This is a genomic window from Pseudomonas gozinkensis (assembly GCF_014863585.1).
GTDB classification, from domain to species: domain Bacteria; phylum Pseudomonadota; class Gammaproteobacteria; order Pseudomonadales; family Pseudomonadaceae; genus Aquipseudomonas; species Aquipseudomonas gozinkensis.
In genome coordinates, this window is record NZ_CP062253.1 from 5,665,981 (window position 1) to 5,691,797 (window position 25,817).

The window sequence follows — 25,817 nt, forward strand, 5'->3', positions numbered from 1 at the left end:
AGTGAAGGAAGTCGCGCGACCCGTGTTTAATCCCGCGTTTACGAATTTCCTACAACTTCGCCTGGCGAACAGCGCCACTGCGTGATTTGGCCATCGCTGCCAGTCGCACCGCGACGTTGGCCGCGCCGTATCCGGCGTAACCGTTCTTGCGCTGGATGATCTCGAAGAAGAAGCGCCCTTCGAACGGCTCGGTGTAGACGTGGAACAACTCGCCACCTTGCGCATCGCGGTCATACAGAACGTTGTAGTACGCCAGCTCGCTGAGGAATTCGTCATCGAAATCGAAACGCGCCGCCAGATCGTCGTAATAGTTCAGCGGGATGTCCAGCAGCGGCACGCCCGCCTCTTTCGCCCGGCTGACTTCGGCGAAGATATCGTCGCAATCGAAGGCGATGTGATGCACCCCGGAGCCGCGATAACTCGACAGCGCGTGTGAGATCGCGGTGTTGCGGTTCTCGGAAATGTTCAGCGGCAGACGGATCGAGCTGTCGCGGCTACGCAGCGCGCGGCTCTTCACCAGGCCATACGGATCCGGCAGCACCACTTCATCGTCGGCCTCGAAATCCAGCAGGCTCTTGTAGAACAGCACCCAACTGTCGAGGCTGTCTGCCGGCAGCGCCATGGCCATGTGATCGATGCGTTTGAGACCGCCGTGCGCCACAGCATCCGGCAGCAGATTGAAGTCGGTGCCGTAGACATCCGCCTCCTGATCCACCAGATAAATCAGACTGCCATCCGGCGCACGCACCGCTGCCAGTTCCAGCTCGTTGGGACCGACCAGTCCGCGATACGGCTGACCTTTATAAGCGACGGCGCGGGCCAGCGCGCTGGCGCTGTCCTTGACCCGCACGGCGGTGGCGCACAGCGACGGGCCGTGGGCCTCGAAAAAACTGTGGCCGAACGAATAGGGTTCGGAGTTGAGGATCAGGTTGATATCGCCCTGCCGCAACAGGCTGACGCTCTTGGAACGATGCTGGCCGGCCTTGACGAAACCCAGGCGCTCCAGCCAGTTCGACAGCTTGGCGCCGAGGCTTTCATCCACGGCGAACTCAAGAAACTCGATGCCGTTGTATTCGCTGGCCTTCGGCGTTTCAAAGAGGATTTCGCGGTTATCCACAGGGCGGATTTCCTGCTCCAGACGCTGGCGGGTTTTCTCCTCCAGGTACAGCAACGAACGCAGACCGTCGGCCGCATTGGCCCGAGGCGGCGCGGCGCGGAAGCCGTCGTTGAAGATTTCCAGCGACAGCGGTCCGGTGTAGCCGCTCTGAATGATCGGTGCGAGGAAGCCCGGCAGATCGAATTCGCCCTGCCCCGGGAAGCAGCGGAAATGCCGGCTCCACTCCAGCACGTCCATCGCCAGGATCGGCGCGTCGGCCATCTGCACGAAGAAAATCTTGTCGCCTGGAATTTCGGCAATCGCCCGTGGATCGCCCTTCAGCGACAAGGTGTGGAAGCTGTCGAGCAACACGCCGAGGGCCGGGTGATCGGCCTGACGCACGATGTCCCAGACCTGTTGATAAGTATTGACGTGACGGCCCCAGGCCAGCGCTTCATAACCGATGCGCAAGCCACGGGCACCGGCGTGTTCGGCCAGCAGGCGCAGGTCGTCGATGAGAATCTGTTGCTCGCCGATACTGTCGGGGGAAGCGTTGCTGCAGACCAGCACCAGGTCGGTGCCCAGTTCCTGCATCAGGTCGAACTTGCGCTCGGCCCGCTCCAGGTTGCGGTCCAGGCGATCGCGGCGGCAGCCTTCGAAATCGCGGAACGGCTGGAACAGGGTGATGGCAATTCCGAGGTCAGCGCACATCTGCCTGATTTCCCGGGGGCTGCCGTCGTAATACAGAAGATCGTTCTCGAAAATCTCCACCCCGTCGAACCCGGCGGCGGCAATGGCTTCGAGTTTTTCCGGCAGGGTTCCGCTCAAGGAGACGGTGGCAATGGATCGCTGCATGTTTCAACTCCCGGTGGAGACGTCGGCTATGAAAATTGCGCCGCTTTTATAGGGTGAGCGAATTATTGGTCCCGGTTTTTCATTGGGCAATTTAAACTGTACTACCCGGTTAGTTTTGCGTGCGATTATCGAACACAATGCCGGTTTGGCGAATTGACGATTTTTCGTCCACTGCCCAACATCCCTTTCACCTTGAGTCCGGAACTGAACCACCGGTCGCAGCGTGCACAAAAAAAGCACACCAAATAACAAATCCAAAAACGGGTGGAACACATGATTCCTTCACAGACTTCCCGCATGGCTCCGGCCATGAGCACTGCCACGGGTGGCATCGGCGACAAGATCCGCGGCGCCATGGCCGTCGGCAAGACCCGTTGGGGCATGCTGGCGCTGGTGTTTTTCGCCACCACCCTGAACTACATCGACCGCGCCGCCCTCGGCGTCATGCAGCCGATCCTCGCCAAGGAAATGAGCTGGACGGCGATGGACTACGCCAACATCAACTTCTGGTTTCAGGTTGGCTACGCGATCGGCTTCGTGCTGCAAGGACGGCTGATCGACCGGGTCGGCGTCAAACGCGTGTTCTTCTGCGCGGTGCTGCTCTGGAGCCTGGCCACCGGCGCCCACGGTCTGGCGACCTCGGCAGTGGGCTTCATGGTCTGCCGGTTCATCCTCGGCCTCACCGAAGCGGCCAACTATCCGGCCTGCGTGAAAACCACACGCCTGTGGTTCCCGGCCGGCGAGCGCGCCGTGGCTACCGGCATCTTCAACGCCGGCACCAACGTCGGCGCGATGTTCACCCCGATGCTGCTGCCGCTGATCCTTCACGTGTGGGGCTGGCAGGCTGCGTTCCTGTGCATGTCGGCACTGGGCGGGATCTGGCTGCTGTTCTGGGGCCTGAAGTACTTCAACCCGGAAGATCACCCGAGCGTCAAACAGTCGGAACTGGAGTACATCCAGAAAGAAGTCGAACCGGACCAGGCCCGTGTGCCGTTCTCGAAAATCCTGCGCATGCGCGGCACCTGGGCCTTCGCCCTCGCCTATTCGCTGACCGCGCCGGTGTTCTGGTTCTACCTGTACTGGCTGCCGCCGTTTCTCAATCAGCAATACAACCTGGGCATCAACGTCACCCAGATGGGCATTCCGCTGATCATCATCTACGTCACCGCCGACTTCGGCAGCGTGGGCGGCGGGATTCTGTCTTCGTTCCTGATCGGTCGCGGCATGAACTCGATCAAGGCGCGGCTGCTGTCGATGTTCCTGTTTGCCTGCTGCATCATCGGCGTGGTCATGGCCGCCGGTTCCGCCAACCTGTGGGTCGCCGTCGCCGCCATCTCCCTGGCCATCGGCGCGCATCAGGCCTGGACGGCCAACATCTGGAGCCTGGTGATGGACTACACGCCCAAGCACATGATGAGTACGGTGTTCGGTTTCGGCGGCATGTGCGCGGCGATCGGCGGGATGTTCATGACCCAGATCGTCGGCCACATCCTGACGGTCACCAACAACAACTACACCGTGCTGTTCACCCTGATCCCGGCGATGTACTTCATTGCCCTGACCTGGATGTACTTCATGGCACCGCGCAAGATTCCTACCGTCACTGAGTAACCTGCCCTTCCTTGTGGGAGCGAGCTTGCTCGCGAATGCGGACTGACATTCAGCACTGACATTGAATGACACACCGCCTTCGTGAGCAAGCTCACTCCCACAGTGCCTTTCAGCGCCGGCTCTGCTGCCACGCTGCCGCCAGTCCGCTGCAACAGATCACCGCGATCCCGATCACCGTCATCAGGGTCGGCGTGTGAGCAAACAGCAACCAGCCCAACAACCCTGCGAACACGATCTGGCAATAACCGAACGGCGCCAGTAACGCCGGCGCGGCATGCCGGAATGCCTGGGTCAGAAACAGGTGCGCCGTCATCCCGCAACTGCCCAGCGCCAGCATCAGCAACGCATGCCCCAGGCTCGGCACCTGCCAGAAGAACGGCACCAGCGCACTCATCACCAGCGTGTTGCACAACCCGGCGAAAAAGTTGCTGGTGGTCGGACTGTCGATTTCCGCGAGCTTGCGGGTGAGCAACTGATAGAAGCAGAAAAACAGCGCCGAACAGAACGGCAACAGAATCGCCGGAGTAAACAGGTCACCGCCCGGATGGACGATGATCAGCACACCGATGAACCCGCACACCACCGCAATCCACTGACCGCGCGTCACCCGTTCCTTGAGCAACGGCACCGACAGCGCCGTCACCAGCACCGGCGCAAGAAAGTTGACCGCCGTGGCCTCGGCCAGCGGGATGTACAGCAACGCCGTGGTGAAAAACAGGCTGGTGCCCAACAGGCACAACGCCCGCGCCAACTGCCATAACGGGCGTTTGGTGCGCAGCACGCGCAGCCCGGACTGCGGCAGGAAAATTCCCGCCATCAGCAGCGTGTGCACCAGATACCGCGCCCACACCACCATGACGATCGGATAAAAACCCGAAAGGTATTTCGACAGCGCGTCGTGGCTGGAGAACAGGAAGGTTGCCACGACAATCAGCAAGATCCCCTTGAAGGGTTGGTTGACGCCGGAAAGCGGAGTGCTGACGGTCATTGGCTCTCTCTGAATGAAAAATAAACGGTGACGAGGACGCAGGCGCCCTCGCCCCTTGAAGCAGACTTAAAGCCGGGCCAACAATTCCCGTGTGCGGTCGATCGCCATTTGCGCCCGCTGCAAACCACTCACGCCTTGCTCCAGCAATTTGACCGTGGGAATTTCCAGACTCAGGGCAAGGTTAGCCGGAAGACTGTGCAACAAACCGATCAGGTCACAATCGCCCTCGCCGGGAAACCGTCGTTCATTGCGGGCCTGACGCAAAATCTCGGCCATGTCCGTCGGCCTCGGCCCGGCAACATCGCACAACTGTGCATAGCGCAGCCGTGAGGGCGGCACACCGGTCAGATCTTCCAGCCGCGATCCGGAACGGTCGAAGTGAAAGGCATCCACCAGCACGGCCCCGTTTTCGCGCCCGGCATTGTCGACGATGCGCAACGCCTGCTCGAGATTGCGCGCATCGGTCCACGGCATGAACTCCAGATGCGGATGCAAACCGTAGGGCACCGCAAGATCGCAGAGTGCCGCAAAATTATCGGTGAGCCGCTGCTCGTCAGGGTCATTACCGGCGACCAGCAATTCACTGGCACCGAACTCAGCGCCAACGCTCAGCAGCTGCTCGAAATCCGCGACCAACGTCTGCGGTTTCAAACGCAGGATTTCCACGTCGAGCACGCCGATTCCGGTGTCACGCAAACGCGCCAGTGTCTGACGCCGCAAATCGCCATCGGCTACCAGTGGAAAGTGATATTCCTCGGGCGTCGCCGGCTCCAGACGCAGGCCGACATGGCTGTAACCGGCACGGGCCGCGACCTCGACCATGTAGGGTGGCGACAACTCCAGCACGGTCAGGCTGGCCAGGGACAGGATTCGTTCGCTCATGTTCAGGCCTCGATCTGCGCAGGTTCGGTGGCGCGACCGCTGGCCGCTGCTTCACGGACGGCCTCGACCAGCGCCAGCGTGCGTGCGGCATCGGCGGCACTCACCAGCGGTTCGACTTCCCGGCGCGCCACGCGGACGAAATGCTGCAACTGCAATCGCAAGGCTTCGTCAGGCGTGAACGGTTCATCGACCGCCAGCAACGGCTCATGCCAACCGGCGTCCACCTGATCGGCGCAGTAATGCCAGCGCTTGAGCTGTGGAATGCTCAAGGCCCCGGCTGTTCCCGCCAGCAAGTAACAGGGCTGATCGGCCTGACGCGGATAGACCGGGTTCTCCCCGGAGTTCAACTCCCAGCTCCACGGCGCCGCCACCGCATCGGAACCGGTCAGACTGCCCAGCGCTCCGCCGTCGAATTGCAGCAGGATCGCTGCGCTGTCTTCATTGGCGAAACCGCGCAGCGAACGATCAGTGATCGCCTGCACCGAACACACTTCGCCGCACAAGTGGCGCAGCAGATCGAGGTCGTGGATCAGATTGGTCAGCAGCATGCCGGCACCGGCTTCGCGCCGCCACGCGGTTTCGAAATACTGGTCAGGCTTACGCAGCTGGAACAACGCAGTCACCAGCGTCAGCCGTCCCAATGCTCCGTCCTTGACCAGTTCATGGGCACGCACGATCAACGGATTGTGCCGCCGATGATGGCCGACCAGCACCGGCACGCCGCTACGTTTCACCGCTGCTACCAGTTGTCGCGCCTCATCCAGATGCACACCCACCGGTTTTTCCAGCAACACCGGAACACCAGCGGCCAGGCAATCCAGCGCAGTGCTGACGTGTTGATTATTCGGATTGGCGACGATCACTGCGTCTGGCCGGTTCTGCTCCAGCATCTGACGGTGATCGACGAAATGCGCCACACCCCACTCCGCCGCCAGGGCCGGTGCCTGAGGGCCGGGATCTGCCACGGCGCATAACGTGGCCTCGGTGAGATGTTTCAGGTGCCGATAATGTTGCTGGCCCATGTTACCGGCGCCGATAAGGGCGATTCGAAGGGGCGGGTTCAAGGTGCGATCCTCTTGTGATTGTTGTGGGAAAACTCACTCCTCCAACAATTTAGAACCCGGTTCCAGATTCTCACACCCGCCCGACTGAAAAGTGGGCGAACAGCGCACAGCTTTGCTTAAACGAACAACTCCGAAGCCAGGCTGGCCGCCGACAACTCCTCGGTGAACGTCAGCAACAGCGGTGCCAGTTCATGCAATCGAGCCCCCGGCATCCGTGCGCTCGGCCCGGCGATGCTGAGCACGCCAATCACCCGGCCATCGGCGGGATGTTTCACCACGGCGGCAATTGCCGAAGTGCCCACGGCCGAGCTTTCTTCCACACAGGCATAGCCCTGCTCCCGGGCCACGCGCAGGCGTTCGAGCAGTTCAATATTGGAGCGCGGCGCGTTGGGCCCGATATCCGCCGGCACTTCCGCCCCTTGGCGTTCAACCAGCGACAACGCCTCGGCGTCGCTCATGCACGCCAGCCAAGCATGGCCCGACGCGGTGTAGAACAGCGGCGCATCGCGGCCCATGTCCGGGTCGTAACGCAGACCGGTGCGGGCGCCCTGGGCCTTGGCGATCCAGGTCTGGCGCTCGCCTTCGATCACCCCCAGACGCACCAGCTCACCGGTTTCCTGGGCCAGGCGATCAAGCACCGGCTGTACGATGTCGGCCCCGCTGCTCGACAGGTACTGAAAGCCCATCGCAACCAGTTTGGTCGACAGGTGATAGCGCAACGTCTCCGGATTCTGCCGCACGTAACCCAGGCGGATCAGCTCGGCGAGCAGCCGGTGCGTCGCGCTTTTCGGAATGTCCAGTTGCTCGGCCAGGGTCTGCATCGGCAGCCCGCGCGGATCACTGGTGAGGCTTTCCAGCACGCTGAAAACCCGTTCGATTTGACTGCCGGCCATGGTGCGCTCTCGGTGAAATTTCGCCGATTCTAGAAGACATCCCGAGGAATGCGAAATCTGGAACCAGGCGTCCGATAACCGCCCACTTTGCGCGTCAGTCGGTTGATCTGCTTCGCCCGCACTGGTTATTTTCTGGAACATGATTCTAAAAACAATTGATTGCTGGAGCCCTTGCTGATGTCTGCCCTTCCCGATATCGACTGCGACGTTCTGGTGGTCGGCTCCGGCGCCGCCGGTTTGTCGGCCGCCGTCACCGCCGCCTGGCATGGCTTGAAGGTCATCGTGGTGGAGAAGGATCCGGTGTTCGGCGGCGCCACCGCGTGGTCCGGCGGCTGGGCGTGGGTGCCGTGCAATCCGCTGGCCCGGCGCGCCGGGATCGTGGAAGACGTGGAATTGCCGCGCACCTATCTGCGCCACGAACTCGGCGGGCACTACGACCCGGCCATGATCGACGCCTTCCTTGAAGCCGGCCCGCGCATGGTGGCGTTCTTCGAACAGCACACCGCCCTGCAATTTGCCGACGGCAACGCCATCGCCGACATCCACGGCGAATCACCGGGCGCCGGCACCGGCGGACGCTCGGTGATTGCCGCGCCCTATGACGGACGAAAGGTCGGGCGCCTGCTCAAGCGTCTTCGCACAACCATGCGAGAAACTTCGTTCATGGGCATGCCGATCATGGCCGGCGCGGACCTGTCGGCGTTTCTCAATCTGACTCGCTCGTTGTCGGCGGCCTGGCACGTGACCCGGCGTTTCACCCGCCACCTGCTGGACCTGGCGCTGCACGGCCGGGCGATGCAACTGGTCAACGGCGTGGCGCTGGTGGCCCGGCTGGCGAAGTCCGCCGAAGACCTCGGCGTACTGCTGTGGGAGTCGGCGCCGGTGACTGAACTGCTGCGCGACGAATCACGCATCACCGGCGCTCGCGTGAACACCACAAAAGGCCCGGTCAATGTCCATGCGCGCAAAGCCGTGGTGCTCGCGGCCGGCGGGTTCGCCAATGACATCGAGCGGCGCAAAGACTTGTTCCCTCGCACGCCCACCGGTCATGAACATTGGGCGCTGCCTCCGCTGGCAGTCAATGGCGACGGACTGCGACTGGGCGAAACCGCCGGGGGCCGGGTCAATACCGATGTGGCTTCGACCGTGGCCTGGGCACCGGTTTCGCAGGTGCCACATTCCGACGGCAGCATCGGCCATTTCCCGCACATCATCGAACGTGGCAAACCGGGCGTCATCGGCGTGCTGCGCAACGGCCAGCGCTTCGTCAACGAAGCCAACGGCTATTACGACTATGTCAGCGCCATGGTCGCCGCCGCCCCCGAAGGCGAAGAGGTCGCGTCCTGGCTGATCTGCACCCGCGCGTTCCAGCGGCGTTACGGGCTCGGCATGTCTCGGCCGTTTCCGGTTCCGGTGTCAGGTTTTATCCGCAGCGGCTATCTGAAAACCGGCAATACCCTTGAGGAATTGGCCACCGCATGCGGCATCGACCCGAAGGGTTTACGCGCCACTGTTGACGACTACAACCACCCTGCCCGGCACGGCGAAGACCCGCTGTTCGGTCGCGGCTCGACCCCGTACAACCGCAAACAGGGCGATCCGGCGCAACAACCCAATCCGTGCGTGGCGCCTATCGAACAAGGCCCGTTCTACGCGGTGAAGGTGCAGCCGGGCTGCTTCGGCACCTTCGCCGGGCTCAAGGTCAACCCTCACGCGCAAGTGCTCGACGCCGAAGACCGGCCCATCGCCGGGCTCTACGCCGCCGGAGGCGACATGGCCAGCATCATGGGCGGGCATTATCCGGCGGGCGGGATCAACCTCGGCCCGGCGCTGACTTTCGGTTACATTGCAGCCCGACACATGGCGGGCGTCACGGCTTTCGAACAGGAGATCGACCATGCAGCACATCGTTAACAGACAAGGACTGAACCTGCCAAAACTCGGCCTCGGCACCTGGCCGATGCTCGGCGACGAATGCACCCGCGCCGTGGAGCAAGCGCTGGAACTCGGTTACCGCCACATCGACACGGCAGCGGCCTACAACAACGAAGACGCCGTCGGACAGGCCCTGGCGAATACGCCGACACCCCGCGAGCAGATTCACGTCACCACCAAGGTCTGGTGGGACCAGTTGCAACCGGACGCCATGCGTCACTCGCTGGAGCGCAGCCTCAAGGCGTTGCGCAGCGAGTACGTCGACCTGTTCATGATTCATTGGCCGACCACCGACTGGGATCTGCCGCACACTCTTGAAACCCTCGCGTCGTTCAAGGAACAGGGGCTGGCTCGCAACATCGGCGTAGCGAATTTTCCGCTGCCGCTGCTGCGCAAAGTCGTCGAGGAATACGGCATTCCTCTGTCAGCCATTCAGGTCGAGTACCACGTCCTGCTCGGACAAAACGCCCTGCTCGACTACGCCCGTCAACACGATCTGGCGCTGACGGCCTACACGCCTCTGGCGCGCAACAAGGTCTCGGAGGTTCCTCAGATTCAGCAGATCGCCGAAAAACACGGCGTGTTGCCAACTCAGGTCGCGCTGAAGTGGCTGCTGGATCAGGACAACGTCGCGGCGATTCCCAAGGCCAGCAGCAAGACCAATCAACTGGCCAACCTGGCCTCACTGCAGGTCGAACTGGACGATGACGACCGGGCGCTGATCGCCGCGTTGTCCAAGCGCGAACGTCAGGTCAGCCCGGACTTCGCGCCGGTCTGGGATGCCTTCGACCGCTGACACCCGACCCGGCGAAAGAAATCCGCCGGCGGATTGAATTCCCGGCGCTCGCGCTCGTCAATAACAGGCCCGACCTCGTCACCCCGAGGCCGGGCCTTTGTGCGTGTGTGCGAATAGACGGACGACCGGACTGGCGCCACACTCACACACCAGCAACACTCATCACCACACACACTCTCCACCTGCACAGACGAGGATTCCCACATGCTATGGAAAAAAGGCCGACGCAGTGACAACGTCGTCGATGCCCGTGGCGATGACATGGGCGGTGGTGGCGGCATGCGTTTCGGCGGTGGCAAGGGCCTGAGCCTCGGGGCGATCCTGCTGATCGTCGGCATCGGCTGGATCACCGGGCAGGACCCGCTGCAGATCCTCGGCCAGCTCACCGGGCAGATGACCGAACAATCGGCCCCCACTTCGCAAACCCGTCAGGCGCCGCCGGCCAACGATGAACAGGCCGAATTCGTGCGCTCGATCCTCGGCGACACCGAAGACACCTGGGGCGCGATCTTCCAGCAGGCTGGCCGGCAATATAAGGATCCGACCCTGGTGCTGTTCAGCAATCGGGTCAATTCCGCCTGCGGTCTGGCAACCTCGGCCACTGGCCCGTTCTATTGCCCGGCGGACCAGAAGGTCTATCTGGACATGGCGTTCTTCCAGGAAATGGCCCAGCGCTTCAAGGCCGCCGGCGACTTCGCCCAGGCCTACGTGATCGCTCACGAAGTCGGACACCATGTGCAGACGCTTCTGGGCGTCTCGGCGAAAATTCAGACAGCCCGCCAGCAAGGCCGGCAGATGGAAGGTGACGGCGGTCTGCTGGTGCGTCAGGAACTGCAAGCCGACTGCCTGGCCGGGGTCTGGGCCTATAACGCGCAAAAGCGTCTGAACTGGCTGGAACCGGGCGACATCGAAGAAGCCTTGAACGCGGCGAACGCCATCGGTGATGATCGCCTGCAACAACAGGGTCAGGGCCGCGTGGTGCCGGACTCGTTCACTCACGGAACGTCGGCGCAAAGGGTGCGCTGGTTCAAAACCGGATTCGCCCAGGGCCAGGTCGGCCAGTGCGATACCTTTGCGGCGAAAAACCTGTAAATGCATAAATGGCTGTTGGCTTTTCTGTTCATCGGCGGCACTGCCCAAGCGGCTGGCGTCGACGCAATCAGTCCCGGGCGCCTGCAATTGCAGGCCGGCGAAATGGCGGTGGGTATCGGCCCGGCGCCGGCAAAAATCGAGCGCGTGCTGATCGTCATTCATGGCAAGCTGCGCAACGCCGAGACCTATCGCAAAAGCGGTGAAGTCGCGGCGGAACTGGCCGGGCAAACCGCCAACACCCTGGTGATCGCCCCGCAGTTTCTCAACGAAAGCGATGTGGCGCTCTATTCGTTACCCGCCAGCGTGCTGCGCTGGCAAGGCAACGACTGGATGGGCGGCGGGTTATCCACAGGGCCGAACCCGCTGAGTTCCTACGCCGCACTGGACGAAATCGTCGGGCGCCTGAGCGATCGCAAGCAGTTTCCGGACGTGAAGCAGATCGTGATCTTCGGCCACTCCGGCGGCGCTCAGGTGGTGCAGCGTTATGCGCTGCTGGCCCAGGAACAACCGGCGCTCAAGACCGAAGGCATTCGCTTGCGTTACGTGGTCGCCAACCCGTCGTCGTACGCCTACTTCAATGAGCAACGCCCGGTGGCCTTCGATCATGCGAAGTGTTCGGGATTCAACCGCTGGAAGTACGGTCTGGTGGACCCACCGATTTACTCGGGTGGGCAAACGCCCGCGCAGCTTGAAGGCCGTTACGTCAAACGCGAGGTGATTTATCTGCTGGGCCAGCAGGACACCGACCCGCAACACCCGGCGCTGGACAAGAGCTGCGCCGCCAAAGCCCAGGGGGCTTATCGACTGGAACGCGGGAAGCTGTTTTTCGGTTATTTGCTGCGCCGTCACCCTGAAGGGGTGAATCAACGGCTGATCGAAGTGCCCGGCGTCGGGCATAACGGCGACGGCATGCTGACCTCGCCGGAAGGCCAGAAAGCACTGTTCGACCAATAAGTCTGGTGTTGTTTGATCCGGCCCCATCGCTGGCAAGCCAGCTCCCACAGGGATTTGTAGCGGATACAGAATTTGCATTCACGCAAGTCATTGTGGGAGCTGGCTTGCCAGCGATGGGGCCCTCTCAGACAACCAATCAGGCGAACAACATCCGCCGCAACTCCACACAATCCTTCGCATGCCAATCGGTCAGCTCCGGCCACGGATTATCCGGCAGGTTAACCAGCACCGTGTGAGTGCCCGCCGCGCGGCCGCAATCAAGATCAAACCGGTAATCACCGACCATCACCATCTCGCTCGCCGGCACTTGCCAGGCTTCAGACAGTTTCAGCAGGCCACCCGGATGCGGTTTTGGCTGTGCTTCATCGCGGCCCAGCACATCCTCCACCGCGAAGCAGTCCGCAAGGCCGATGGCCTCCAGCGTCACGTGGGCCAGCTCCCGCGCATTGCGGGTCAGGATGCCGAGACGATAACCGCGCGCATGCAGGTCGCGCACCAGCGCCACCGCGCCAACTGCCGGTGTCGAACCGAGCGCCAGATCCCGCTCATGTTCCAGCAGCCACGCATGTTTCGCCGCTGCTTCCTCGGCGGGCAATGCCGCGAGATGGGTGAGGATGTCATCCTCCGGCGGGATCGCCAGCGCCACGCGGATCGCCGCGAAGTCGTGCACGGCGACGGTCAGGGTGCCGTCCATGTCGAACACCCAGTTCCGCAAAACCGCCAGACTCATGCCCAGTCCTTGCGATGACGGATCAGGCCTTCCTGAGTCACCGAAGCGACCAGTTGCCCGGCGCGGTTGAACACGCTGCCACGGGAGAAACCGCGCGAGTTGCCGGCCCACGGACTGTCCATGGCGTAGAGCAACCAGTCATCGGCCCGCAGGTCATTGTGGAACCACAACGCGTGGTCGAGGCTGGCGACCTGCATGTCTTTCTGCCAGACCGATTTGCCGTGCGGCAGCATCGAGGTGGTCAGCAGACCGAAGTCCGAGGCGTAGGCCAGCAGGTATTTGTGCAGTGCCGGGATGTCGGCCAACGCGCCGTCGGCACGGAACCACACGTACTTGATCGGGTCCGCCGGCTGCGGGTTGTACGGATCCTTTTCAGTGACCGGGCGCACTTCGATCGGCTTCGGGCACAGCAGTTTTTCGCGCATGTGTTCCGGGATCAGGTGCGCGCGTTGCTGGGTCAGTTCCAGCTCCGACGGCAGGTTCTCCGGGCCGACCACTTGCGGCATCTGGCTCTGGTGTTCGAAGCCTTCTTCGTCGTACTGGAACGAAGCGCTGCAGGTGAAAATCGGGTGGCCCTTCTGGATCGCGGTCACGCGGCGGGTGCTGAAACTGCCGCCGTCGCGCACGCGGTCAACCGAGTAGACCACCGGCAACTTGGCATCGCCCGGACGCAGGAAATAACCGTGCATCGAATGCACATGACGGGTTTCTTCAACGGTCTGACTGGCCGCCGACAGCGACTGGCCGAGCACCTGGCCGCCGAACAACTGGCGAAAGCCCAGATCCTGGCTGCGACCACGGAACAGGTTTTCCTCGATCGGTTCGAGGGTCAGCAGATCCACCAGATCTTCCAACACTTGGCTCATTCAGACTCTCCTCACACAAAGCAATGCCGCGCAGTCTTGGCTGCGGCGGGGGATTCAGGTTCTGGCCGGCGCCCCCAGGGTGCCGGCCATTGTAAACGTCCGCGCCTGCTTATCCATGCAAGGTTTCCAGCCACTGCTCCCTCGTGATGCGGTACAGCACATGTCGACGTAACGGGTGACCGTCCGCGAGACGCGGGTGGTCGAAATCATCCTGCGGGGCGTGGTGCATGCCGATCGCCTGCATGACTTTCTGCGACGGCAGATTGGTCTCGCTGGTGAACGACACCACTTCATTCAGCGCCACCCGGTCAAAGCCGCAACGCAGCGCGGTCCACGCCGCTTCGCTGGCATAACCCAGGCCCCAGTGTTCCTTGGCCAGACGCCAGCCGATTTCCACCGCCGGCGTGAACGGCGCATCGAAGCCGACCACGCCGAGCCCGGTAAAACCGATGAACTCGCCAGTGTCCTTGCGCTCCAGCGCCCACAGGCCGTAACCGTGCTCGGCAAAATGCCCGCGCACCCGGCCGATCAGCGCGGCGCTTTCCAGCCGGCTCAAGGGCGCGGGGAAGTAGCGCATCACCTGCGGGTCGGCGCACATGGCCGCGAACGCCGGCAAATCCTCGTCCTGCCATTGGCGCATCAGCAGCCTTGCGCTTTCCAGCTCCAGTATCGGTTCCATCCCGCCCCTCCGCTTGATGCCGTCAGTCTACATCGCTGTTAGGCTTTGCACTCTTTCCTGCAGCCTTTATGAATAGTCCACCATGCCATTGCCGTTGATCTACCACGAAGACTACAGCCCCGAGTTTCCGGCGGATCACCGCTTTCCCATGGACAAGTTCCGGCTGCTGCGCGATCACCTGGTGGACAGCGGCCTGACCCGCGACGAAGACCTGCTGCGCCCTGAACTGTGCCCTGCCGACATTCTCGCCCTGGCCCATGACCGCAGTTATATCGAGCGCTACATGAGTGGCGAGTTGTCCCGCGAAGACCAGCGGCGCCTCGGCCTGCCGTGGAACGAAGCTCTGGCCCGACGCACGGTGCGGGCGGTCGGCGGTTCGATTCTGGCAGCGGAAAAAGCCCTGGAGCATGGCCTGGCCTGTCATCTCGCCGGCGGTACTCATCACGCCCACTACGACTACCCCGCCGGGTTCTGCATCTTCAATGACCTGGCGATCATCAGCCACTACCTGCTGCAAAGCGGCCGGGTGAACCGGGTGCTGATCTTCGACTGCGACGTGCATCAGGGCGACGGCACTGCACGAATTCTGCACAACACCCCGGAAGCGATCACCGTTTCCCTGCACTGCGAAAAGAACTTTCCTGCACGCAAGGCCGAAAGCGACTGGGACATTCCGCTGCCCAACGGCATGGGCGACGCCGATTACCTGAAAGTGGTCGACGATGCGCTCAACTATCTGCTGCCGCTGTATCAGCCGGATCTGGTGCTGTACGACGCCGGCGTCGATGTGCACAAGGACGACGCCCTCGGTTATCTGCAACTGACCGATGAAGGCGTCGCCGCCCGCGATGAAAGCGTGATGCGCCACTGCCTGGGCCGCGACATCCCGGTGGTCGGGGTGATCGGCGGCGGTTACAGCAAGGATCGCCACGCCCTCGCCCGCCGCCACGGCATCCTGCATCACAGTGCGCAGCGTGTCTGGCAGTCATCGGGTTGTCATTGAGTTGTGCTGCGTTACCCACAATGGCTGTGGAACGGCCTGTGGATAACCTGAGCGAAAGGGACTACAGGCCACGCTGAACATGGCTTGCAGCGCGCTGGTTGTTTTTTGATCAGCTATTTGAATCACCACAAGTCTCCGTGGGAGCGAGCCTGCTCGCGATGAGGCCCTCTCATCCCGAATCGATGGCGACTGATCCACCGCATCGCGAGCAAGCTCGCTCCCACAAGGGATCTGCGCTGTTAGAATGCGCGCCATATTTCGCCAGACCGCAGCGCACGCCATGACCCAGATTCACGCCACCTCCTCCGCTCACGTCGCCATCATCGGCGGTGGCCCCGCCGGCCTGATGGCCGCCGAAGTGCTGAGCCAGGCCGGAGTCCGCGTCGATCTGTACGACGGCATGCCCTCGGTGGGCCGCAAGTTCCTGCTGGCCGGGGTCGGCGGCATGAATATCACCCATTCCGAAGCCTACCCGGCCTTCCTCTCGCGCTACGCTGAACGCGCCCCGAACATCGCCCCGTTGCTGCGCGCGTTCGACGCCGATGCGCTGTGCCGCTGGATTCACGAGCTGGGGATCGAAACCTTCATCGGCAGCTCCGGCCGGGTGTTCCCCACCGACATGAAAGCCGCGCCATTGTTGCGCGCCTGGCTCAAGCGCCTGCGCGACAGCGGCGTGGTTATCCACACCCGCCACCGCTGGCTCGGCTGGGATGAAAACGGCGCGCTGCGCATCGACAGCCCGGAAGGCGAGAAAACCCTCAACCCCGACGCCACCCTGCTCGCCCTCGGCGGCGGCAGTTGGTCGCGACTGGGTTCCGACGGCGCGTGGATGCTGCCGCTGGAGCAACGCGGTGTAGGACTGGCGCCCTTGCAGCCAAGCAATTGCGGCTTCGAGGTGCAGGCCTGGAGCGAAGTGATGGTCAGCAAATTCGCCGGCGCGCCGCTGAAAAATATCGCCATCGGTTTGAACGACGACGTTCCGCGTTTGGGTGAATGTGTGATTACCGCGACCGGCATCGAGGGCAGTCTGATTTATGCCCTGTCGGCGCCGATTCGTGAGGCGATCAATGTGCACGGTGCCGCGACCATTCACATCGACCTGCTGCCCGGCCGACCTGTGGATAAATTGCAGGCGGCATTGAGCAAACCACGGGGATCACGCTCGATGGCCAAGCATCTGCACAGTCAGGTCGGGATTGATGGGGTGAAAGCGGCGCTGTTACGTGAACTCACCGATGCTGCGACGTTTGCCGATCCGGCGTTGTTGGCCCGGGCGATCAAGGCTTTGCCGCTGACGCTGGTGAAAACCCGTCCGCTGGACGAAGCGATCAGCAGCGCGGGCGGAGTGACGTTCGAGGCGATGGATGAGCGGATGATGCTCAAGGCGTTGCCGGGGGTGTTTTGTGCGGGGGAGATGGTCGACTGGGAAGCGCCGACTGGGGGGTATTTGCTGACGGCGTGTTTTGCCAGTGGCCGGGCGGCGGGGTTTGGGATGGCGCAGTGGTTGCAGCGCAAAGGTTAAAACCGAGGCGCTGCCTTCGCGAGCAAGCTCGCTCCCACAAGTGATCTCCATACCACTGAAGCTCAATGTGGGAGCGAGCTTGCTCGCGAAGGCGGCCTTACAACCGCCGACTCAATTCAAGGCTTACGCTTGCGCGGCCCGGTATTGAATACCGGCACCTTGCGCACAGGCTTGATCGAAGGCTCCGGCGCCTGGGTCTCGCCGCTGTCCACCCACTTGCCCAGATTGCGCTTGCCACCGCCACCACCGGAAGCCTTGGGCTTTTTCGGTTTCTTCGGCTTCTTGATCACCTGTCCACTGGCATCGGTGTCCGGCACGCGGTGCTCCGGCACAAAATCCGGCTCAACCTCACGCTTCAACGTGCTGCGAGTCAGCATTTCAATCGCCGACAACATGTTCACTTCATCGGCACACACCAGCGAAATCGCCTCACCGGTCGAACCCGCGCGGCCAGTCCGGCCGATACGGTGAATGTAATCCTCAGCGACGATCGGCAGGTCAAAGTTGACCACCAATGGCAGGTCTTCGATATCCAGACCACGGGCAGCAACATCAGTGGCCACCAGAATCTGCACTTCGCTGGCCTTGAAGCGATCCAGCGCCCGCTGCCGGGTCGCTTGCGGCTTGTCGCCGTGGATGCCGTCGGCGTTCACGCCCAGGCCCTGAAGTTTCTCGACCAGCGCGTCCACACCATTACGGGTCTTGGCGAACACCAGCACCTGCTTCCACTTGTTCTTGCGCATCAGGTGCACGAACAGTTCCGGCTTGCGCTTCTTGTCCACCGTCACCACCCATTGCTTGACGGTGTTGGCGGCAACGTTGCGCGGGCTGACTTCGATGCTCTGCGGATCGTTGAGCATCTGCCCGGCCAGCAGGCGGATGTCATCGGAGAAGGTCGCGGAGAACAGCAGCGTCTGACGTTTCTTCGGCAGCGCGCGGTAAATGTTCGCCAGCTCTTCGGAAAAGCCCAGGTCGAGCATGCGGTCGGCTTCGTCCAGCACCAGGGTTTGCAGCTGATTGAACTTCAGCGCGTTCTGGCGGAACAGGTCGAGCAGACGGCCCGGCGTCGCGACCAGCAGATCGACACCGCCGCGCAGCTTCATCATCTGCGGGTTGATGCTGACGCCGCCGTACACCGCATAAGTGCGCAATGGCAGGTTTTCGGCGTACTGGCGCACGGCTTCGTGGACTTGTTCGGCCAGCTCGCGGGTCGGCACCAGAATCAGCGCACGCACCGAGTTGGCGGTGACTTTCGGCCCTTCCATCGCCAGCAGTTGCAGCAGCGGCAAGGCAAAACCGGCGGTCTTGCCGGTGCCGGTCTGGGCCGCGGCCATCAGGTCGCGACCGGCCAGCACGGCCGGAATGGCCTGCGCCTGCACCGGCGTCGGGGTCTGGTAGCCGAGCTTCTCGAGGGAGCGCAGCAAGGGTTCGATCAGGCCAAGGGTGGCGAAAGTCATGGGAGTACCGTAGGAAAAATCAGAGCAAGTGTGCGATGGCGCGCAGTTTACCCTAATTCACACGCTGCTCTGTCGGAATGGCGGTCGGTGCAGCGACTACTGGCGGCCGCGCAGGACGCCGCCACTGCGGCAGACCGATCAGCACCACCGCGCCGATGATCACCAGCATCGCCAGCGCCTCTTCGATGCCGATGGTCTCGCCGACAAACACGATCCCCAGCAACACCGCCACCGCCGGGTTCACATAGGCATAACTGGTGGCCGCCGCCGGACGAACGTTTTTCAACAGATACATGTAAGCGTTGAAAGCGATGATCGAGCCGAAGAAGATCAGGTACGCCAGCGCCAGCCAGCCTTCCAGCGGCGGCATGGCTTGCAGGTGTTCACCGCTCGCCGCACTGCCGATCAACAGCACCACGCCGCCGACCAGCATTTCCACAGCACTGGCCATCGCGCCCTTGGGCAGCGGCAGATGTTTGCTCCACACCGAACCGAACGCCCAGCTCGCCGCCGCGAAAATCAGCAGCGCCGCGCCCAGCGGGCTCGATTGCAGGTTGGAGCCCATGTTGAGCATCGCGATGCCGATAATCCCCATCGCCACCCCGGCCCATTCCAGACGGGTGTTGCGCGCGCCCCAGAAATAGCCGCAGAGCAAAGTGAACAGCGGCACCGTCGCCACCGCCAGCGCGGCAACACCCGACGCCACGCCGCTGTGCTCGGCCAGCGTCACCGCGCCGTTGCCGAAACTGAGCAACAGAATCCCGATGATCCCCGCCGCTTTCCACTGCGCCCAGGTCGGCGCCGGGGCCCCGCGCCAGCGCAGGAAGGCGTACATCAGAGTGCCGGCAATCACGAAGCGCACGCCGCCGAGCATCAGCGGCGGCCAGTATTCGACGCCGATGCGGATCACCAGATAGGTCGATCCCCAAATCACGTACAACGCAAAAAACGCGGCGATCAACGGCAAGGAAAAACGGCGCACGGCAGACATGAGACGACTCGACATCAAGGCAGGGAGACTGGTTATTCTAGAAAGGCCAACCGCTAAAAATAAGTTACAAAACCTGTTTATCGTGCCGGTACACTTTTGAATTCACGGAGATCGACGGGATAAACCTTGATTTCGAAAGTCTGGCATTTTCAGGAGTCCGACCTTGGACAAATACGACCGCATGCTGCTCAGCGCCCTGCTCGAAAACGGTCGCGCGTCCTACGCCGACCTCGCCCGCAAAGTGAACCTCTCCGCCCCCGCCGTCGCCGAGCGCGTGGCCAAGCTTGAGGCATCCGGGGTGATCACCGGGTATCAGGCGAACATCGACCTGTCGAAAATCGGCCTGCCGATCCAGTGCATGATCGAACTGCGCCTGCACCAGAACGGCAGTCAGAAGGTCTACGACGAACTGACGAAAATCCCGCAACTGACCGAATGTTTTCGGGTGACGGGTGATCCTTGCGTAATGATGAAGGCTGCAGTGGGGTCGATGACCGAGCTGGAAGAGCTGATCAACCGGGTGGCGAAATTCGGCTTCAGCAAGACGTCGATCGTGTTGTCGAGTGCGATAGAGAAGCGGGTGCCGTTGGGGCATATCGAGGGCAACGGCAAACCCTGAGGCAAGAGTGATCCCTGTGGGAGCGGGCTTGCCCGCGATGAGGCCATCACATCCAACAATTTGGGTGACTGACAATACGCCATCGCGGGCAAGCCCGCTCCCACAGGGAAATGTGTTTGCCTGAAAATCAGCGATAGCGCTGCAGGTGCTCGCCCACTTTAGCAGCCGGGACTTTCTGCAATTTGCACAGCAGGTCGTGCGATAGCTCCCGCACCCCATGCTTGCGCCGCAACTCATCCGCCAGATGCGCCATCAGGTTCGCCGCCATCTCCGCATCCGCCATCGCCCTGTGCGCCTGGCCGGTATGCGGCAGTTGAGCAAACGTGGTGAGCGTGCCGAGCTTGTGGTTTGGCGCCGCCGGCATCAATCGGCGGGCCAGCAGCAGCGAGCAGGCAAAATTCTGCAAACGGGTACGTTTGATCCGGCCCAGTTCGAAGTCCCAGAACTTCTGGTCGAACGCGGCGTTGTGCGCCAGCAGGGGCGTGCAGCCGACGAATTCGTTGACTTCGTTCATCACCTGTTCGGCCGACGGCGCGGTACGCAACATGGCGTTGCTGATGCCGGTGAGTTGTTCGATGAAGGCCGGGACGCGTACGCCGGCGTTCATCAGGCTCTGGTAACGCTCGACGATGCGGCCGTTTTCCAGCATGACCACGGCGATTTCCGTGGCCCGGCAGCTGCTGCTCGGCGAGATGCCGGTGGTTTCAAAGTCGATGACTGCAATGCGTTCCAAACCGGGTGGTACTCCGTCCAAATCAATGCTTGAGCAGGGCTCAATTTTTCAACAGCAGCGCGCCTTCGATCGGCACGTAACGGCTGGCGGCGCGGATCAGCGAGTTGGCGGTCAGGCCGGGAACGCCGTAGGCCACCGCTTGCACGCCGTGTTTGTTGATGATGCGTTCGAGCAGCATGTCGAAGTCGCCGTCACCGGAGGCCAGGACGATTTCGTCGACGTGGTCGGCGGCGTCCATGATGTCGAGGGTGATGCCCACGTCCCAGTCGCCCTTGGCCGAGCCGTCGCTGCGCTGGATGTAGGGTTTGAGTTTCACGGTGAAACCGAGGTTGCGCAGGATCTGCTGGAACTGCTGCTGTTTGCTGTCGCCTCGGTCGATCGCGTAGGCATAGGCCTCGACGATCTGCCCGTGCTGGCTGACATCCGCCCACAGCGCCGCGTAGTTGAAGTGGCAACCATAGGCCTGGCGCACGGTGTAGTAGAGGTTCTGCACATCGGCGAACACTGCGATTTTTTTCACCGGAGTTCCTGTGAGCGCTGACGCGCATGAGCCGGATCAGGCACCAGGCCCGAAAAAGGCGCTCAGTATGCCAGCCCGAAGGAAGGTTCCGCGAATAATCGGCCCGGGGCGATCAGGCGCCCCGGACGAATGGTGAATCAGACGAAAGAATCGTCGTCATCGAAGAACGATGAGTTGTCATCGCTGTAGTCGGTGTCGGTGAAGCCGCCCTGATCATTACCGTAGGAGTCGTTGTTGGCCATGCGCTGGTCATCGCCCCAGCCGTTGTTGCTCTGGTCGTTGACCTGGGCCGGCTCTTCCTTGATGACTTCGACGATTTCTTCCGGCTGCTGGTTGTGATGGAACAGGCTGCTGATGCCTTGTGCCAGCATCACGCCACCGGCCACACCGGCGGCGGTTTTCAGGGCGCCGCCGAGGAAGCTGCTGCCGGCTGCCGGGGCCGCTTGTTGCTGGCCATAACCCGGTGGTGGCGCGCCGAAGTTCTGTTGCGGCGCGGGCGCACCGAAGTTCTGCTGCGGTGCAGGTTCACGCCAGCCGCCAGTGGAGGTCGGGGCACTCTGGGTCGGTGCGGGGCGGGAGCTGCTGCCACCGAAGATGCTCGACAGGAAGCCACCACCGCTGGAGGCCGGCGGCGCGCTCTGGGCCTTGGCCGATTGCAGTTCGGCCTGCAATTGCTTGACCTGTTGAGTCAGTTGCTTGTTCTGTTCGTCGAGGCTCTTGAGGGCAGCCTCCTGCACCAGAATCGCCTGGGTCATGAAATAACCTGCGGCCGGCTGGCGCGTCAGGTGTTCCTTGATCCGCGCTTCAGCCAGTGCGTCGCGCGGGGCTGCCTCCGTTTCGGCCTGTTGCAGCCGGGAAAACAGTCCATCGATCAGGGTTTGTTCTTCGCTGTTCATGGCGACCTCGTAGATTGCCGGGGATAACGTTGCCCTCGTCCACGTCGGAGGAGGCGCCCCTCTGTAATGGAGGCAGCAACAGAATGTTTCAATGACCTTTACCGAACGTTTACGTTTGCGCAGCAAAACGGATCATCGGTTAAAGTGGGCCACTGTTTTTGACCTGCGATACCGACTGATGAATGCCTTCGATGTGCTGCGTGACTCGCTGTATTTCTTTAAACGCAATCTGGCCCGGATCGTCCAGTTGTGCCTGCCGCTGGTGATTTTCGAAGCCGCGCTGCAACAGGTGGTCGACCATGCCAGCGACCCGGACGGTTACTCGGCGATCAGCGTGATCGTCGGCCTGCTGGTGTATCCGCTGTACACCGCCGCGCTGATTCTGTTTCTCGATGCCCGTACCCGCGGCGAATCCCCGCAAACCCGCGATCTGCTGGCAATGGCCGCTCGTCTGTGGCCACGTTTCGCCCTGCTGACGGCACTGAACACGCTGCTGATTCTGCTCGGTCTGTCCCTGTATTTCCTGCCAGGCCTGTGGCTGATGGTCACCCTGGCCTTCGGTGAGTACCTGCTGGTGCTGCGCGGCTACGGTCCGTTGCAGGCGATGAAGGAAAGCCTGCGCCTGAGCCGTGGGCATTTTCTGCGGATTCTGGTGTGCATCCTCTGTGTGATGGGACCGTTGTGGCTGCTCAAGGGCCTGACCCTGCAGGTCTATCCCGATCCGCAGAATCCGTTGATCGCCGTGCTGATCGACAGTGGCCACAGCTTCCTGCAACTGTTCACCAGCGTGGTGTTGTTCCGCCTGTTCATGTTGATCAGCGAATTGCCCGACAAACGTGACGGAATAGTCTGACTGCGCCGCGCTTGGGCTGATCGATGGGTCTCGGGTATGCTCGGGACCACTTCCGTATCGCTATAAGCCGAGCCATGACCCGTCTACTGCGCTACATCCTGTTGCCCGTACTGCTCGCACTCGCCCTGATCGGCACGCTGATCTACAGCCTGACCTGGCGCCCCGACGCCCGGGAAACCCTGCCGGTCAGTTGCACCGGGCAACCGCCGACGCTGGTGCCCGGCCAGGCCCTGAAAGTCATGACCTGGAACGTGCAATACCTGGCCGGCAAGCGCTACGTGTTCTGGAATGACCTGGCCCAAGGCGACGACGAAGCCCCGACCCCGGAAGACATGGCGTTCAGCCTCGATGAAGTGGCGCGAGTGATCCGCGACGAACAGCCTGACGTGGTGCTGTTGCAGGAACTCGATGACGGCGCCAAGGCCAGCGACTATCAGAACCAGCTCAAGCTGTTGCAGGAACGTCTCACCGACCTCTACCCGTGCGGCGCCCACGCCTTTGACTGGAAGGCCGATTTCGTCCCGGATCCGCATATCTTCGGCAGCGTCGGCCGGCAACTCGCCACCCTCAGCCGCTACCGCATCGAACACGCCGAGCGCCTGCAATTGCCGGTGCAGCCGTCGAACATCATCAGCCGTCAGTTCCAGCCGAAAAACGCCCTGCTCGCCACCACCCTGCCGCTCAGTGATGGCGGGCAACTGGTGGTGTTCAACACCCATCTGGATCGTGCCATACAGCCGGACGACACCTTGCAGGCGCAGGTGACAGCGGTGGCCAAGGTTCTCGACAAACACGAAAGCCACGGCACGCCGTGGCTGATCGGTGGCGACTTCAACCTGTTGCCGCTCGGCCAGTACCGGCGCCTGCCCACCGAGCAGCGCACGCCGTACTCCGCCGACAGTGCGCTGCATGTGCTTTGGGACAAGTACCCGATGATCCCGACCAACAACGAAGCCAGCGGCATCGACCGCGCCAAGTGGCTGACCCACTACCCCAACGACCCCGGCCTGAATGGCCCGGACCGCACGGTCGATTATCTGTTCTACAGCCCGAAGATCAAACGGGTCGAAGCCACGGTACGGCAGGACGATACGTTGCGCATTTCCGATCATTTACCGGTGATTGCGCGTTTCCTGCTGCCGCCCAACTGAATTCAGTGAGCTTCTTCGAGATCGTCGTGCAACAGCCCGAAGATCTGCCGCTTCATGTCGATGAACGAGCGCTCCATCACCATGTCCAGCGTGCGCGGGCGCTCGATCGGCACATCGAGAATCTGCTTGATTCGCCCCGGGCGCGCGCCCATTACGTACACCCGATCGCCGAGCAGGATCGCTTCGTCGATGTCGTGGGTGACGAACAGCACGGTCTTCTTGCTGTTGCCCCACACCCGCAATAACAGCTGCTGCATTTGCAGACGGGTCTGGCTGTCCAGGGCGCCAAAGGGTTCGTCCATCAGCAGGATCTGCGGATCGTTGGCCAGCGCCCGGGCAATCGCCACCCGCTGCATCATGCCGCCGGACAACTGCTTGGCGTAGTTGTCGGCGAACCCGGACAAGCCGACTTCGTGCACATAGTGATCGACGATTTCCTTGCGCCGCGCCGCCGGCATACCCCGGCGCTTGAGGCCGAACTCGACGTTCTGCCGCACCGTCAGCCACGGAAACAGCGTGTAGCTCTGGAACACCATCCCGCGATCCGCGCCGGGGCCCTGCACCTGCTGGCCACCGACGTAGATTTCGCCAGAGGTCGGCTCGGCCAGGCCGGCGGTGAGGTACAGCAGGCTCGACTTGCCGCAGCCCGACGGCCCGACCAGCACCGCGAATTGCTGATCCGGCACTTCGAACGACACTTCTTCAAGCGCAGTGAATGTTCCGCCGCCGGGCTTGGTGTAACGCAGGCTGACCTTGTCCACCTGCAACCTTGGCTCGGCGTGTGCCGGTGCGGCGACCGGTTCGATGAAACGACGGTTGGCAGCGGTTACTGAGCCCATGCGGCAATCCTCAAACGCAAGAAGCGGAACAGTTGATCGGTGACCAGGCCGAGCAGGCCGATGATCGCGATGGCGAGAAAAATCACGTCGACCTGAAAGCCGCGCATGGCCTTGAGGCTCAAGTAACCGAGGCCACTCGAGGCGGCGACCAGTTCGGCGACCACCAGATAGGTCCAGGCCCAGCCCATGGTCACCCGCAAGGTATCGAGCACGCCGGGCAACGACGCCGGGGCGATCACATGCAGCACCGCGTCACGCCGGTTGGAGCCGAGGGTATAGGAGGCGTTGATCAAGTCCTTGGAAATGCCTTTGGACACGTCGGCGATCATCACCAGTTGCTGAAAGAACACGCCGAAAATGATCACCGACACCCGCTGTTCCAGACCGATACCGATCCACAGGATGAACAGCGGCACGAACGAGGTCACTGGCAGGTAGCGGATGAAATTCACCAGCGGTTCGAGGAACGCCTGGACGATGCGAAAGCTGCCCATCAGCAAACCCAGCGGCACCGCCACCAGCGACGACACAATGAAACCGACCATCACCACTTCGACGCTGGCCCAGACATGCTGGCCGAGGGTGCCGTCGCGGCTCAGGCGCACGGCGGCTTCGACCACCGCGCCGGGTGTCGGCAGGAACATCCCCGGCACGATGCCGCCGTAGGACAACCCGGCCCACAGGCCGACCAGCAACACCCAGGCCAGACCGCTGGCGCTCCACACCACCGGCACCGGCAACCCGGTCTTCGGCGTGATGCAGCGGCTCAGCCATGAATTGCGCTTGAACATG

The 25,817-nt window shown here is 62.3% G+C and carries 25 protein-coding genes; 10 read left to right on the forward strand and 15 right to left on the reverse strand.

Annotated elements, in window-relative coordinates; translation table 11 throughout:
* Positions 1-49: 49 nt before the first annotated feature.
* Positions 50-1,951 (reverse strand): 3-dehydroshikimate dehydratase QuiC, encoded by a 1,902-nt coding sequence (gene quiC, locus IHQ43_RS25260; protein WP_192562484.1) that lies wholly within the window; start codon positions 1,949-1,951, stop codon positions 50-52.
* Between the two features lie 273 nt (positions 1,952-2,224).
* On the opposite strand from quiC, the gene IHQ43_RS25265 reads away from it, so the two are divergent.
* Positions 2,225-3,562, forward strand: coding sequence for an MFS transporter (locus tag IHQ43_RS25265; RefSeq protein ID WP_192562485.1), 1,338 nt, complete (start codon positions 2,225-2,227; stop codon positions 3,560-3,562).
* 109 nt (positions 3,563-3,671) lie between these two features.
* Here IHQ43_RS25265 and IHQ43_RS25270 read toward each other — a convergent pair whose 3' ends face one another.
* From IHQ43_RS25270 to IHQ43_RS25285, 4 genes are all read right to left on the reverse strand, one after another.
* Complete coding sequence (locus IHQ43_RS25270) at positions 3,672-4,550, reverse strand: DMT family transporter (protein ID WP_007958785.1); 879 nt, start codon at positions 4,548-4,550, stop codon at positions 3,672-3,674.
* Between the two features lie 66 nt (positions 4,551-4,616).
* Positions 4,617-5,432: a sugar phosphate isomerase/epimerase family protein gene (locus IHQ43_RS25275; protein WP_192562486.1), complete on the reverse strand. Its 816-nt coding sequence runs from the start codon at positions 5,430-5,432 to the stop codon at positions 4,617-4,619.
* Positions 5,433-5,434: 2 nt separating this feature from the next.
* A complete protein-coding gene (locus IHQ43_RS25280) occupies positions 5,435-6,496 on the reverse strand; it encodes a Gfo/Idh/MocA family protein (protein ID WP_192562487.1) in 1,062 nt (353 codons plus the stop codon).
* Between the two features lie 116 nt (positions 6,497-6,612).
* The gene (locus IHQ43_RS25285; protein ID WP_192562488.1) at positions 6,613-7,389 is read right to left on the reverse strand and encodes an IclR family transcriptional regulator; all 777 of its coding nucleotides are present in this window, start codon (positions 7,387-7,389) and stop codon (positions 6,613-6,615) included.
* Positions 7,390-7,566: 177 nt separating this feature from the next.
* Between IHQ43_RS25285 and IHQ43_RS25290 the strand changes: the two genes are divergently transcribed.
* From IHQ43_RS25290 to IHQ43_RS25305, 4 genes are all read left to right on the forward strand, one after another.
* Positions 7,567-9,303, forward strand: coding sequence for an FAD-dependent oxidoreductase (locus IHQ43_RS25290; RefSeq protein WP_192562489.1), 1,737 nt, complete (start codon positions 7,567-7,569; stop codon positions 9,301-9,303).
* Positions 9,287-10,120 carry an aldo/keto reductase gene (locus tag IHQ43_RS25295; protein ID WP_192562490.1) on the forward strand — a complete coding sequence of 278 codons (834 nt, stop codon included), beginning with the start codon at positions 9,287-9,289 and terminating at the stop codon, positions 10,118-10,120. Before IHQ43_RS25290 ends, IHQ43_RS25295 begins: the two co-directional genes overlap by 17 nt.
* A 204-nt stretch (positions 10,121-10,324) precedes the next feature.
* Positions 10,325-11,212: a KPN_02809 family neutral zinc metallopeptidase gene (gene ypfJ / locus IHQ43_RS25300; RefSeq protein WP_039771788.1), complete on the forward strand. Its 888-nt coding sequence runs from the start codon at positions 10,325-10,327 to the stop codon at positions 11,210-11,212.
* Complete coding sequence (locus IHQ43_RS25305; RefSeq protein ID WP_192562491.1) at positions 11,213-12,166, forward strand: alpha/beta fold hydrolase; 954 nt, start codon at positions 11,213-11,215, stop codon at positions 12,164-12,166.
* Positions 12,167-12,302: 136 nt separating this feature from the next.
* On the opposite strand, the gene IHQ43_RS25310 is transcribed toward IHQ43_RS25305, so the two are convergent.
* The 3 genes from IHQ43_RS25310 to IHQ43_RS25320 form a co-directional block, all read right to left on the reverse strand.
* Positions 12,303-12,896 carry an HAD family hydrolase gene (locus tag IHQ43_RS25310; RefSeq protein WP_192562492.1) on the reverse strand — a complete coding sequence of 198 codons (594 nt, stop codon included), beginning with the start codon at positions 12,894-12,896 and terminating at the stop codon, positions 12,303-12,305.
* Complete coding sequence (gene tesB / locus IHQ43_RS25315) at positions 12,893-13,762, reverse strand: acyl-CoA thioesterase II (protein WP_085712241.1); 870 nt, start codon at positions 13,760-13,762, stop codon at positions 12,893-12,895. The genes IHQ43_RS25310 and tesB overlap by 4 nt, the downstream gene beginning before the upstream one ends.
* A 109-nt stretch (positions 13,763-13,871) precedes the next feature.
* Positions 13,872-14,441, reverse strand: coding sequence for a GNAT family N-acetyltransferase (locus IHQ43_RS25320; RefSeq protein WP_192562493.1), 570 nt, complete (start codon positions 14,439-14,441; stop codon positions 13,872-13,874).
* Positions 14,442-14,523: 82 nt separating this feature from the next.
* Between IHQ43_RS25320 and IHQ43_RS25325 the strand changes: the two genes are divergently transcribed.
* Both IHQ43_RS25325 and IHQ43_RS25330 read left to right on the forward strand, forming a co-directional pair.
* On the forward strand, positions 14,524-15,444 hold the full coding sequence (locus IHQ43_RS25325; protein WP_011336057.1) for a histone deacetylase family protein: 921 nt from the start codon (positions 14,524-14,526) through the stop codon (positions 15,442-15,444).
* 280 nt (positions 15,445-15,724) lie between these two features.
* The gene (locus IHQ43_RS25330; protein WP_192565061.1) at positions 15,725-16,966 is read left to right on the forward strand and encodes a TIGR03862 family flavoprotein; all 1,242 of its coding nucleotides are present in this window, start codon (positions 15,725-15,727) and stop codon (positions 16,964-16,966) included.
* Positions 16,967-17,082: 116 nt separating this feature from the next.
* On the opposite strand, the gene rhlE1 is transcribed toward IHQ43_RS25330, so the two are convergent.
* Entirely contained in the window at positions 17,083-18,423 is a 1,341-nt protein-coding gene (rhlE1, locus tag IHQ43_RS25335) for an RNA helicase RhlE1 (protein WP_179693649.1), read from the reverse strand.
* Between the two features lie 52 nt (positions 18,424-18,475).
* A complete protein-coding gene (yedA, locus tag IHQ43_RS25340) occupies positions 18,476-19,414 on the reverse strand; it encodes a drug/metabolite exporter YedA (RefSeq protein ID WP_192562494.1) in 939 nt (312 codons plus the stop codon).
* A 163-nt stretch (positions 19,415-19,577) separates the two neighbouring features.
* Here yedA and IHQ43_RS25345 point away from each other — a divergent pair, with 163 nt between their 5' ends.
* Positions 19,578-20,033 carry an Lrp/AsnC family transcriptional regulator gene (locus IHQ43_RS25345; RefSeq protein WP_192562495.1) on the forward strand — a complete coding sequence of 152 codons (456 nt, stop codon included), beginning with the start codon at positions 19,578-19,580 and terminating at the stop codon, positions 20,031-20,033.
* 127 nt (positions 20,034-20,160) lie between these two features.
* On the opposite strand, the gene IHQ43_RS25350 is transcribed toward IHQ43_RS25345, so the two are convergent.
* From IHQ43_RS25350 to IHQ43_RS25360, 3 genes are all read right to left on the reverse strand, one after another.
* Entirely contained in the window at positions 20,161-20,766 is a 606-nt protein-coding gene (locus IHQ43_RS25350; protein ID WP_179693646.1) for a 3'-5' exonuclease, read from the reverse strand.
* 40 nt (positions 20,767-20,806) lie between these two features.
* Complete coding sequence (locus tag IHQ43_RS25355) at positions 20,807-21,286, reverse strand: NYN domain-containing protein (protein ID WP_007958730.1); 480 nt, start codon at positions 21,284-21,286, stop codon at positions 20,807-20,809.
* Positions 21,287-21,423: 137 nt separating this feature from the next.
* Positions 21,424-22,182, reverse strand: a complete 759-nt coding sequence (locus IHQ43_RS25360) for a DUF2076 domain-containing protein (RefSeq protein WP_192562496.1) — start codon at positions 22,180-22,182, stop codon at positions 21,424-21,426.
* 178 nt (positions 22,183-22,360) lie between these two features.
* On the opposite strand from IHQ43_RS25360, the gene IHQ43_RS25365 reads away from it, so the two are divergent.
* A complete protein-coding gene (locus tag IHQ43_RS25365) occupies positions 22,361-23,035 on the forward strand; it encodes a YciC family protein (protein WP_085688088.1) in 675 nt (224 codons plus the stop codon).
* Positions 23,036-23,109: 74 nt separating this feature from the next.
* Complete coding sequence (locus IHQ43_RS25370; RefSeq protein WP_192562498.1) at positions 23,110-24,186, forward strand: endonuclease/exonuclease/phosphatase family protein; 1,077 nt, start codon at positions 23,110-23,112, stop codon at positions 24,184-24,186.
* Between the two features lie 2 nt (positions 24,187-24,188).
* Here the strand turns inward: IHQ43_RS25370 and IHQ43_RS25375 are convergent, their stop codons facing one another.
* Positions 24,189-25,025, reverse strand: a complete 837-nt coding sequence (locus tag IHQ43_RS25375; protein ID WP_192562499.1) for an ABC transporter ATP-binding protein — start codon at positions 25,023-25,025, stop codon at positions 24,189-24,191.
* Complete coding sequence (locus IHQ43_RS25380; protein ID WP_007958721.1) at positions 25,013-25,816, reverse strand: ABC transporter permease; 804 nt, start codon at positions 25,814-25,816, stop codon at positions 25,013-25,015. Before IHQ43_RS25380 ends, IHQ43_RS25375 begins: the two co-directional genes overlap by 13 nt.
* Between the last annotated feature and the right edge of the window lies 1 nt (position 25,817).

What these genes read in the sequence shown, in the direction of transcription:
- quiC (WP_192562484.1), bottom strand. Translation starts at nt 1,951, where the DNA reads ATGCAGCGATCCATTGCCACCGTCTCCTTGAGCGGAACCCTGCCGGAA.
- IHQ43_RS25265 (WP_192562485.1), top strand. Translation starts at nt 2,225, where the DNA reads ATGATTCCTTCACAGACTTCCCGCATGGCTCCGGCCATGAGCACTGCC.
- IHQ43_RS25270 (WP_007958785.1), bottom strand. Translation starts at nt 4,550, where the DNA reads ATGACCGTCAGCACTCCGCTTTCCGGCGTCAACCAACCCTTCAAGGGG.
- IHQ43_RS25275 (WP_192562486.1), bottom strand. Translation starts at nt 5,432, where the DNA reads ATGAGCGAACGAATCCTGTCCCTGGCCAGCCTGACCGTGCTGGAGTTG.
- IHQ43_RS25285 (WP_192562488.1), bottom strand. Translation starts at nt 7,389, where the DNA reads ATGGCCGGCAGTCAAATCGAACGGGTTTTCAGCGTGCTGGAAAGCCTC.
- IHQ43_RS25290 (WP_192562489.1), top strand. Translation starts at nt 7,567, where the DNA reads ATGTCTGCCCTTCCCGATATCGACTGCGACGTTCTGGTGGTCGGCTCC.
- IHQ43_RS25295 (WP_192562490.1), top strand. Translation starts at nt 9,287, where the DNA reads ATGCAGCACATCGTTAACAGACAAGGACTGAACCTGCCAAAACTCGGC.
- ypfJ (WP_039771788.1), top strand. Translation starts at nt 10,325, where the DNA reads ATGCTATGGAAAAAAGGCCGACGCAGTGACAACGTCGTCGATGCCCGT.
- IHQ43_RS25305 (WP_192562491.1), top strand. Translation starts at nt 11,213, where the DNA reads ATGCATAAATGGCTGTTGGCTTTTCTGTTCATCGGCGGCACTGCCCAA.
- IHQ43_RS25310 (WP_192562492.1), bottom strand. Translation starts at nt 12,896, where the DNA reads ATGAGTCTGGCGGTTTTGCGGAACTGGGTGTTCGACATGGACGGCACC.
- tesB (WP_085712241.1), bottom strand. Translation starts at nt 13,762, where the DNA reads ATGAGCCAAGTGTTGGAAGATCTGGTGGATCTGCTGACCCTCGAACCG.
- IHQ43_RS25320 (WP_192562493.1), bottom strand. Translation starts at nt 14,441, where the DNA reads ATGGAACCGATACTGGAGCTGGAAAGCGCAAGGCTGCTGATGCGCCAA.
- IHQ43_RS25325 (WP_011336057.1), top strand. Translation starts at nt 14,524, where the DNA reads ATGCCATTGCCGTTGATCTACCACGAAGACTACAGCCCCGAGTTTCCG.
- IHQ43_RS25330 (WP_192565061.1), top strand. Translation starts at nt 15,725, where the DNA reads ATGACCCAGATTCACGCCACCTCCTCCGCTCACGTCGCCATCATCGGC.
- rhlE1 (WP_179693649.1), bottom strand. Translation starts at nt 18,423, where the DNA reads ATGACTTTCGCCACCCTTGGCCTGATCGAACCCTTGCTGCGCTCCCTC.
- yedA (WP_192562494.1), bottom strand. Translation starts at nt 19,414, where the DNA reads ATGTCTGCCGTGCGCCGTTTTTCCTTGCCGTTGATCGCCGCGTTTTTT.
- IHQ43_RS25360 (WP_192562496.1), bottom strand. Translation starts at nt 22,182, where the DNA reads ATGAACAGCGAAGAACAAACCCTGATCGATGGACTGTTTTCCCGGCTG.
- IHQ43_RS25365 (WP_085688088.1), top strand. Translation starts at nt 22,361, where the DNA reads ATGAATGCCTTCGATGTGCTGCGTGACTCGCTGTATTTCTTTAAACGC.
- IHQ43_RS25370 (WP_192562498.1), top strand. Translation starts at nt 23,110, where the DNA reads ATGACCCGTCTACTGCGCTACATCCTGTTGCCCGTACTGCTCGCACTC.
- IHQ43_RS25375 (WP_192562499.1), bottom strand. Translation starts at nt 25,025, where the DNA reads ATGGGCTCAGTAACCGCTGCCAACCGTCGTTTCATCGAACCGGTCGCC.
- IHQ43_RS25380 (WP_007958721.1), bottom strand. Translation starts at nt 25,816, where the DNA reads ATGTTCAAGCGCAATTCATGGCTGAGCCGCTGCATCACGCCGAAGACC.